The sequence below is a fragment of the Streptomyces sp. NPDC057253 genome (assembly GCF_042669125.1).
GTDB lineage: Bacteria > Actinomycetota > Actinomycetes > Streptomycetales > Streptomycetaceae > Streptomyces.
In genome coordinates this window covers 1-9335 of record NZ_JBHUXV010000219.1, presented here as the reverse complement: position 1 = coordinate 9335, position 9335 = coordinate 1, and the positions used below count along the sequence as shown (strand labels likewise).

The following is a 9335-nucleotide window of genomic DNA, read 5'->3' as shown; positions in this document are numbered from 1 at the left end:
ACAGGGTTCTCGGCGTTCCCCCGAGCCCCTCGCCGCGGGTTTTCGGGGCCGGATACTGTGCGGGCATGGCGAACGCAGAGATCGGCGTAATCGGCGGCTCCGGCTTCTACTCGTTCCTCGAGGACGTGACCGAGGTCCAGGTGGACACGCCCTACGGGCCGCCCAGCGACTCCCTCTTCCTCGGCGAGGTCGCCGGCCGGCGGGTCGCCTTCCTGCCCCGGCACGGACGCGGCCACCATCTGCCGCCGCACCGCATCAACTACCGGGCCAATCTGTGGGCGCTCCGGTCGGTGGGGGCGCGGCAGATCCTCGGTCCGTGCGCGGTGGGCGGGCTGCGGCCCGAGTACGGTCCGGGCACGCTGCTCGTGCCGGACCAGCTGGTCGACCGTACGAAGTCCAGGGTCGGCACCTACTTCGACGGGCTGCCGCTGCCGGGGGGCGGGGTGCCGAACGTGGTGCACGTGTCCCTGGCCGACCCGTACTGCCCCACCGGGCGGGCGGCCGCGCTGAAGGCGGCTCGCGGGCGGGACTGGGAGGCGGTGGACGGCGGCACGCTGGTCGTGGTCGAGGGGCCCCGGTTCTCCACCCGCGCCGAGTCCCTGTGGCACCAGGCGCAGGGCTGGTCGGTGGTCGGCATGACCGGGCACCCGGAGGCCGCGCTCGCCCGTGAACTGGAGCTCTGCTACACGTCGTTGACCCTGGTCACCGACCTCGACGCGGGCGCCGAGACCGGGGAGGGCGTCTCGCACGACGAGGTGCTGCGGGTGTTCGCGGCGAACGTGGACCGGCTGCGGGGTGTGCTGTTCGACGCGGTGGCGGCGCTGCCGGCCGGGGACGAGCGGGACTGTCTGTGCGTGAACGCGCTGGGTGGGATGGATCCGGGGTTCGAACTGCCCTGACCTGGACCGGGGGTTGGGGCGGAGGCTCTCGTTCGGGTGAGGGAGTTTTCCACAAGCGGTGGGCCGTCCACCGGCCCCGGCGGGATCCGGTGCGAAGCCTCATCGTGGGAGCGCAAGCCGATCTCTCGTCGCTGGTGGTGGTCCTGATGCCCTTCGCTCCCTCCCCTGCTGTGTCCCCTGTTGTTTCCCCTTCTGTTTCCGCCTCGCACCCGCCCGGCACCGACGCGCCGCCGACCTGCGAGGTCCCGCACTTCGCGCCGGTGCGGGTGCGCGGCGGGCGGTATCAGCTGCGGCGGCTCGTGCGGCACCGACGCCGTGCCGTGGCCGTCGGACTGGTCGTCACCGCGGCCGCGCTCGTGGCGGCCGGCCCGCGCGACACCGACGGAGCGCGCGGGCATCCGGTGGTCGCGCCCGTACGCGAGCACCGGGCCGTCACGACGGTGTCGGCGCCGGTGCGGATCGCCGACGGGGCGACCGTGCGGCTGCTGCGGCCCGGGGACCGGGTCGACGTGATCGCCGCGCAGGAGTCGGCGACGGGCGGCGACGCACGGGTGATCGCGCGCGGGGCACGGGTGTCGAAGGTGCCCCAGGCGCCGGAAGGTGCCGACGACAGCGGGGCCCTGGTCGTCCTGTCGGTGCCCCGCTCCACGGCGGCCCGTCTCGTCGGGGCGAGCTCCACGGCGCGGTTGGCGGTGACACTGTGTTGAGCCGTGTGTTCCGTCTGTTGCGCAGGCTGGTGTCAAGTCGCCCTTTCGAGCTACCCAATTGGACACGGTCGCCTCAGGTTGACGTAGGTTGCGGAGCTGTTTGTTCCACAACCTGTACGTACGAGAAGAGGCCCACGGGTGAGCGAGAAGAAGCCGAGCGTCTGGGAGGGCTTCAAGGCCTTCCTGATGCGCGGGAACGTCGTCGATCTGGCAGTCGCGGTGGTCATCGGCGCCGCCTTCACCAACATCGTGAACTCGGTGGTGAAGGGGATCATCAACCCGCTGGTGGGGGCGATCGGCACCAAGAACCTCGACAGCTACAGCTCGTGTCTGCAGGAGCCGTGCAAGGTCGCGGCGGACGGCACGGTGCTGAGCGGCATCCCGATCAGGTGGGGCTCGGTCCTCGGCGCCACCCTCAGCTTCGTGATCACCGCGGCCGTCGTCTACTTCCTGATGGTGCTGCCGATGGCAAGGTACCTGGCCCGCGTGGAGGCCCGGCGGAAGGCGAGGGAGGGCACGCGCGAGGTCATCGAGGTGACCGAGCTGGAGGTCCTCAAGGAGATCCGCGACGCGCTGGTCGCGCAGCGCGGCTCGGGACACCGCGAGCCGTAGCTCCCGCTCAGATGTGGTGGGGCGGCTTCTCGTCGAGGAAGCGCTTCAGGTCGGCCGCGCTGTCGCCGTCGGTGCGCGGCCGGTCGCCCCAGCCGCGGTCGGTGTCGTCCGAGGACTGCTGGTCCAGGGGGTCGTCGAAGACCAGCGCGGGCTTCGGCTCGCGGGGCTCGGGGTGGTGGGCGCTGCTCATGGGTCCAGGGTACGGGGGTCCGGGGTGCGGGGGTCCGGGGTGCGGGGGTCCGGGGCACGGGGGTCTGGGGTGCGGGGGTCCGGGGTGCGGCCCGGCCGGGCTCATGCCGTGCGACCGGCCGCCGCCCCGGCCAGGCGGCCCACCGACGCCCGTGCACCCATCCATGAGCGTTTCCGGTCGGTATCTGCTGTGCTTGGGTCCATGACGTCCAGCCCGCCCCACAGTCCACTGCGCAGACTCACCGCCCGCGGCCGGGACGAGGCCCACCGGGTCGCCTCGCCGCTGGAGCTCTTCTTCGACCTGTGCTTCGTCGTCGCCATCGCCCAGGCGGGCGTGGCCCTGGTGCACGCGGTCGCCGAGGGACACGCCGGCGAGGGCATCCTGAACTACTCGATGGTCTTCTTCGCCATCTGGTGGGCCTGGATGAACTTCACCTGGTTCGCCTCGGCGTACGACAACGACGACGCGCTGTACCGGGTCGTCACGCTGGTCCAGATCGCCGGTGTCCTGGTGCTGGCGGCCGGGGTGTCCAGGGCGTTCGAGGACCACGAGTTCCTGGCCGTGTGGCTGGGCTACCTGATCATGCGGCTGGCGTTGATCACCCAGTGGCTGCGGGTGGCGTGGTCGAGCGAGGGCGCGGAGCGGACGATGGCGCTGCGGTACGCCTTCGGTGTGCTGCTGTGCCAGGTCGGCTGGCTGGGGCTGCTGGTGCTGCCCGAGGGCGGGCGGCCCTGGGTGTTCCTGGTGATGGCGCTGCTGGAGATGTGTGTGCCGCCGTTCGCCGAGCGGGACCATCCGACGTCGTGGCATCCGCACCACATCGCGGAGCGGTACGGGCTGTTCACGATCATCGTGCTCGGTGAGACGATCGCCGCCGCCACGATCGCCGTGAAGTCCGGTATCGACGAGCAGGACGCGCTGGGTGAGCTCCTGCCGATCGCTGCGGGCGGGCTGTTGATCATCTTCGCCGCCTGGTGGATCTACTTCGTGGTGCCCATCCATGACCGTCTGCGCTCCAACAGGCAGGCGTTCCTGTGGGGTTACGGCCACTACGTGGTCTTCGCCTCGGCCGCGGCGATCGGGGCGGGCCTGGAGGTCGCCGTCGAGCAGGCGGTCGGCAAGGCGCACATCTCGACGCTCGCCGCGTCGGCCGCGGTGACCCTGCCGACGGCGCTCTACCTGCTCGTCGTGTGGGTGCTGCACTCCCGGTTCTTCAAGGTGGGCATCGCGCAGCAACTGGTGCTGCCGGTCACGGCGTTGCTGGTGATCTGCTGCACCTTCCTGGGCGACTGGGCGGTGCTCGCGGCGGGCATCGCGGCGGGACTGGCGGTGGTGACCGGCACGACGCTGACGGCGCGCCGGGCGGCTCGGGAACGTGCGGCGGGCGCGGACAGCGGGGTGGGGCGCGGCGGCGCCGAGGCCACGGCGGGGGCCGGGCCGGGGCTGGGCACGGACGGGGACTGAGGACATGGCAGTGGACGCTCTGACGGATGTCGCGGGGGTGCGGGTGGGGCATGCGACCCGCACTGGTGGCGGCTGGCTCACCGGGACCACCGTCGTGCTCGCCCCGGAGGGCGGGGCGGTCGCCGGGGTGGATGTGCGCGGGGGCGGTCCCGGGACCAAGGAGACCGACGCGCTGGATCCGCGCAACGTGGTGCAGAAGGTCGACGCGATCGTGCTGACCGGGGGCAGCGCGTACGGGCTGGACGCGGCCTCGGGGGTGATGGCCTGGCTGGAGGAGCGGGGGCGCGGGGTGCGGGTCGGGCCGGATCCCTCGCACGTGGTGCCGGTCGTGCCGGCCGCGTGTGTCTTCGACCTGGGGCGGGGCGGGGACTTCCGGGCGCGGCCGGACGCGGCGACCGGGCGGGCCGCCGTCGAGGCCGCGGCGGCGAGTGCGGTGGGGTCGGTGGTGCCGGAAGGGTGTGTGGGGGCCGGGACGGGGGCCGTGGCCGGGGCGATGAAGGGTGGGGTGGGGACGGCGAGCGCGGTGCTGCCCTCGGGGATCACCGTGGCGGCGCTGGTGGTGGTCAACGCGATCGGGGCGGTGACGGATCCGGAGACGGGGGTGCTGTACGGGGAGTTGTTCCAGGGGAGGGTGCGCTGTCCGGAGGAGCGGGTGCACGAGGTCGCGCGCCGGCGGCTCGCGGAGAGCGCGGCGCGTCACGCACCGCCGCCGCTGAACACGACGCTCGCGGTGGTGGCCACGGATGCGGAGCTGACGAAGGCGCAGGCGCAGAAGCTGGCGGGGGTGGGGCATGACGGGATCGCGCGGGGGGTGCGGCCGGTGCATCTGCTGAACGACGGGGACACGGTGTTCGCGCTGGCCACGGGGGCGAGGGACTTGGGGGACGGCCCGCTCGCGCTCAACGAGGTGCTCGCGGCGGGGGCGGATGTGGTGACTCGGGCGATCGTGCGGGGGATTCGGGCGGCGGCGCCCGCGGAGGGGGTGGATGGGGGGTGGCCGACGTATGAGTCGCTGTACGGGGGCGCTCAGCGGTTGTGATGTGAGCGCGGCTTGGTGGGGCGGGCGTCTTTGCGCAGTTCCCCGCGCCCCCGAGATGCCTGCGGCGGCCCGTTGCGGTCCGGTGGGGGCGTGTGCAGGGCGGCGGCCGACAGTTCATCGTGGCGGGCGGGTCTGCACCCCCCAGGGGCGCGGGGAACTGCGCGACCAGCCCCCACTCACCCGCAGCCGCCCGACTGCCGGACCCGGCACCCCCATAGGCGCTCCCACGCAGGGAACCCGGTCGGGGACCGGGTCCCTCTTTCCTCACGGAACAGAGTGGACAACGCATCCTGCATGAATCTGGAGCAGACCGTGACAACGGCTGACATAGCAGCGCGGCACGCACGGGGGGCCTGTGCCGTCCTGGTGGTCGGCGCCCTCACCCTCACCGCGTGCGGAGGCGACTCCGACGGCACGAGCGAGGGCAAGGGCGGCAAGGACCCCGCGAAGTCGTCCGCGGCGCAGATCGCCATCTCGGCCAAGAACGGCTCCACCGGGGCGTCCATCAACTCGACCGGTGTGAAGGTCAGCGACGGCACGCTGACCAGCGTGAAGATGACGGTGGCGGGGACGGGCCAGGACGTGCCCGGGGCGATCGCGGCCGACGGCGGGAGCTGGAGGCCCGAGGAGCAGCTGGAGCGGGGGACGAAGTACGAGATCGCCGCCACGGCGAAGGACTCGGACGGGAAGGCCGTGACCACGAAGTCCGTGTTCACGACCGTGTCCAAGGCGAACAGCTTCATCGGGACGTACACGCCGGACAACGGGACGACGGTCGGGGTGGGGATGCCGGTGTCGTTCGATTTCGACAAGGCGATCACCGACAGGAAGGCCGTGCAGTCGCACATCACCGTCAGCTCCAGCAGCGGGCAGCAGGTGGTGGGGCACTGGTTCGGCTCGCAGCGGCTCGACTTCCGGCCCGAGGAGTACTGGAAGGCCGGTTCCAAGGTCACGATGAAGATCGACCTGGACGGGGTCGAGGGGGCGAACGGCGTCACCGGCGTTCAGCGCAAGACCGTCAGCTTCACCGTCGGGCGGTCGCAGGTCTCCACGGTGGACGTGAACACACAGACCATGACGGTGGTACGGGACGGCAAGGTCCTCAAGAAGGTGCCGATCTCGTCCGGCAGCCCAAAGTTCACCACCTACAACGGGCAGATGGTGATCACCGAGAAGCACAAGAAGATCCGTATGGACAGCCGGACGGTGGCGCTGGCCAACGCGTACGACATCAAGGACGTCCCGGACGCGATGCGACTGACGCGGTCCGGGACCTTCATCCACGGCAACTACTGGTACAACAAGGGGAACCCGCCCTTCGGGCGCACCGGCACCAGCCATGGATGCGTGGGACTGCGGGACGTCAAGGGCGGCCAGGGCGACACCCCGGCCAAGTGGTTCTACGACAGCTCGATCATCGGGGACGTCGTCATCGTCAAGAACTCCCCCGACAAGCAGGTGGCACCGGACAACGGGCTCAACGGCTGGAACCTTCCCTGGACCGAGTGGACCGCCGGAAGTGCCGTCTGACCGGCGGGTTTTGACGGAACATCGGGTCGCGTGGGAACTTCCTGCGCGGCCCGGGAGTTTTACGGGCGTACGTTTTCTCGGTTCCCGGACATGATGTCCGACCGAGGGGCTACGGTATGCACCCACAAGGTGACATGCAGCAACGCCGGGAGAAACCTTGAGCGTTCCGTACGAGACGGCAGCGTACGAACCACCCGAGTCGCCCGAGTCTCCGGAGGAGCACCTCGCGCGACTCCTTGGTCGTGCCCTGAACTCCTTCGAGCTGCCGGACGAGACCATACGGCACCTGGACTGCGCGCTGGCGTACGACAGTTCGCTGCACTCCGCGCACCACAGCGCGGGCCTGCACCGCGAGACGTACCGGCACACCTGGCTGCTCGCCGACGGCTCGGCGCTCACCCTGTGGGAGCTCGTCCACAACACCGCCCGGGACAGCGTTCCGCAGCACGAGGTGTACGTCGACGAGGAGGAGCTGCGGGCGGCGACCGCACGGCTGCCATTACCGCCGGACACCCCGGACTTCGAGCTGCCGGTGACGGTGCAGCTGGAGCCCGTGCATCCGCCGCGGCACGCCTACGTCCCGGACGACTCGGCGGACCACGCGCGCCGGCTGCTGCGCCGCGCGGAGAACCCGGACCGGCCGGGCGCTGAGACGGCGGCGCTGCTGTCCGAGGCGTTCGCGCACCAGATCACCCAGGCCTTCGGGCGTCCCTGCCGGGCGGGGCGCGCCGGCCTTGGCTACTCGCTCTACGAGCACGCGTTCCTGCTGCGCGACGGCGCGGAGATCTCCCTGTGGGAGGTCGAGCACACGGCGACGCCCGACGGACGGCACATGTGCGAGGTGTACGTCAGCGAGGACGCCGCCCGCGAGGCGATGGAGCGGCGCGCGGCGCGGGTCTTCTGAGCCACGCCCGCGATGCAGGTCTCTGCCCCACGCCCGCGGTGCGGGTCAGCGGCGGCCGCTGAACTGCCGTACCAGACCCGCGAACGCGTCCTCCTCCGCCGGGGTCAGGGCGACGGACTCATGGCCGGGGGCGGCCGCACGGGGGCGCGGGAGGGCCGGCAGACCGTGGGCGACGCGCCAGGCGACCGCCTCGTGGCGGCCGTGGCGCAGCATGTAGGCCAGTCCCGCCGTCCAGGCGAAGACCACCAGGACGAGCAGGGCCACACCAAGCGACTGATAGACGGAGACATGCTCAGGCATGCGGTCCAGTAGACACCACGGTCCGGGACTTTGGCCCCGGACCGTGACGTATCTCGCAGGTGCCGTGAACACCTCACAGTGACCCCAAAGGGGCGGTTCCTATGCGGCGACCGGCTGCTTCGCCTCCGCCTCGGCGACGGGTGCCGCGGGGGTCTCGGCCGCCGGGGTCGCCTTGCGCAGCCCCTTCAGGACGATGACCAGGCCGGCCGTGATCGCCGTACCGATGGCGATGGCCAGCAGGTAGAGGAACGGCTTGCCGATCAGGAAGGTGACCCAGATTCCGCCGTGCGGGGCGCGCAGGGTGGAGCCGAAGGCCATGGTCAGGCCGCCGGTGACCGCGCCGCCCACCATGGAGGCGGGGATGACGCGCAGCGGGTCGGCCGCGGCGAACGGGATCGCGCCCTCGGAGATGAAGGAGGCGCCGAGGACCCAGGCCGCCTTGCCGTTCTCGCGCTCGGCCGGGGTGAACAGCTTCTTGCGGACGGTGGTGGCGAGGGCCATGCCCAGCGGGGGCACCATGCCGGCGGCCATCACGGCGGCCATGACCTTCATCGCGGAGTCGCTGGGGTCCTGCACGGCGATGCCGGCGGTGGCGAAGGCGTAGGCGACCTTGTTGACCGGGCCGCCGAGGTCGAAGCACATCATCAGGCCGAGCAGGATGCCGAGCAGGATGGCGTTGGTGCCGGAGAGGCTGTTGAGCCAGTCCGTCATGGCCTTCTGGGCCTCGGCGATCGGCTTGCCGATGACGATGAACATCAGGAAGCCGACGACGATCGACGAGATCAGCGGGATGACGACCACCGGCATGATGCCGCGCAGCACCGGCGGGATCTTCACCCGCTGGATGGCGAGGACCACGCCACCGGCCAGCAGACCGGCGACCAGGCCGCCGAGGAAGCCGGCGTTGATGTTGACGGAGATCATGCCGCCGACGAAGCCGGGCACGAGGCCTGGCCGGTCGGCCATGCCGAAGGCGATGTATCCGGCGAGCACCGGGATCAGGAAGCCGAAGGCGACCCCGCCGATCTGGAACAGCAGCGCGCCCCAGCTGTCGACCTGGCCCCAGTCGAAGTGCTCGGAGACCGACTTGGCGCCGTTGATCTGGTAGCCGCCGATCGCGAAGCCGAGGGCGATGAGCAGACCGCCCGCGGCCACGAACGGGACCATGTAACTCACGCCGGTCATCAGCCACTTGCGGAGCTTGGTGCCGTAGCTGTCGCCGGGCTCGCCGGCCCGCTCGACCGGGGTTCCCGTGCCACCGGCGGCGCCCGCCGTCACCTCACCGCGGGCCGCCTTGCCGCGCACCTCGGTGATGAGTTCGGCGGGGCGGTTGATGCCCGCCTTCACGCCGACGTCGACGGTCGGCTTGCCGGCGAAGCGGTCCTTGTCGCGTACGGGGACGTCGTGGGCGAAGATCACGCCGTCCGCGGCCGCGATGACCGCCGGGTCGAGCCGCTCGAAGCCGGCCGAGCCCTGGGTCTCGACGACGAGCTCGACACCCGCCTCGCGCCCGGCGTTCTCCAGCGACTCGGCCGCCATGTAGGTGTGGGCGATGCCGGTCGGGCAGGAGGTGACGGCGACGATCCGGAAGGGGGCCGCCGGAGCCTCGGGGGCGGTGGCCGTTGCGGTATCGGCGGAGGCCGCCGCCGATACCGCAACGGAGTCCTCGGAGGGGGCCGGGGCCCCGGCC

10 protein-coding genes are annotated in these 9335 nt (G+C 71.5%); 7 read left to right on the top strand and 3 right to left on the bottom strand.

All coding sequences use genetic code 11. From position 1 onward, the window contains the following. The first annotated feature begins 65 nt into the window (after positions 1 to 65). From ACFULQ_RS47320 to mscL, 3 genes are all read left to right on the top strand, one after another. Entirely contained in the window at positions 66 to 899 is an 834-nt protein-coding gene (locus ACFULQ_RS47320; protein WP_383557532.1) for an S-methyl-5'-thioadenosine phosphorylase, read from the top strand. A 146-nt stretch (positions 900 to 1045) separates the two neighbouring features. Further along, entirely contained in the window at positions 1046 to 1606 is a 561-nt protein-coding gene (locus tag ACFULQ_RS47315) for an RcpC/CpaB family pilus assembly protein (protein ID WP_383557535.1), read from the top strand. A 138-nt stretch (positions 1607 to 1744) separates the two neighbouring features. Further along, a complete protein-coding gene (mscL, locus tag ACFULQ_RS47310) occupies positions 1745 to 2218 on the top strand; it encodes a large conductance mechanosensitive channel protein MscL (RefSeq protein ID WP_383557529.1) in 474 nt (157 codons plus the stop codon). A gap of 7 nt (positions 2219 to 2225) precedes the next feature. Here the strand turns inward: mscL and ACFULQ_RS47305 are convergent, their stop codons facing one another. Next, positions 2226 to 2408: a hypothetical protein gene (locus ACFULQ_RS47305; protein ID WP_383557526.1), complete on the bottom strand. Its 183-nt coding sequence runs from the start codon at positions 2406 to 2408 to the stop codon at positions 2226 to 2228. A 201-nt stretch (positions 2409 to 2609) separates the two neighbouring features. Between ACFULQ_RS47305 and ACFULQ_RS47300 the strand changes: the two genes are divergently transcribed. From ACFULQ_RS47300 to ACFULQ_RS47285, 4 genes are all read left to right on the top strand, one after another. Beyond that, positions 2610 to 3872: a low temperature requirement protein A gene (locus tag ACFULQ_RS47300; RefSeq protein WP_383557524.1), complete on the top strand. Its 1263-nt coding sequence runs from the start codon at positions 2610 to 2612 to the stop codon at positions 3870 to 3872. Positions 3873 to 3876: 4 nt separating this feature from the next. Further along, positions 3877 to 4911: a P1 family peptidase gene (locus ACFULQ_RS47295; RefSeq protein WP_383557520.1), complete on the top strand. Its 1035-nt coding sequence runs from the start codon at positions 3877 to 3879 to the stop codon at positions 4909 to 4911. Between the two features lie 312 nt (positions 4912 to 5223). Then, positions 5224 to 6441: an Ig-like domain-containing protein gene (locus ACFULQ_RS47290; protein ID WP_383557517.1), complete on the top strand. Its 1218-nt coding sequence runs from the start codon at positions 5224 to 5226 to the stop codon at positions 6439 to 6441. A gap of 157 nt (positions 6442 to 6598) precedes the next feature. Further along, positions 6599 to 7345 carry a DUF6227 family protein gene (locus ACFULQ_RS47285; RefSeq protein WP_383557514.1) on the top strand — a complete coding sequence of 249 codons (747 nt, stop codon included), beginning with the start codon at positions 6599 to 6601 and terminating at the stop codon, positions 7343 to 7345. A gap of 45 nt (positions 7346 to 7390) precedes the next feature. Here the strand turns inward: ACFULQ_RS47285 and ACFULQ_RS47280 are convergent, their stop codons facing one another. Then, positions 7391 to 7645 (bottom strand): hypothetical protein, encoded by a 255-nt coding sequence (locus tag ACFULQ_RS47280; protein ID WP_383557511.1) that lies wholly within the window; start codon positions 7643 to 7645, stop codon positions 7391 to 7393. Between the two features lie 99 nt (positions 7646 to 7744). Continuing rightward, positions 7745 to 9335 (bottom strand): PTS fructose transporter subunit IIC (locus tag ACFULQ_RS47275; RefSeq protein ID WP_383557508.1); only part of this gene is annotated, 1591 nt, incomplete at its 5' end.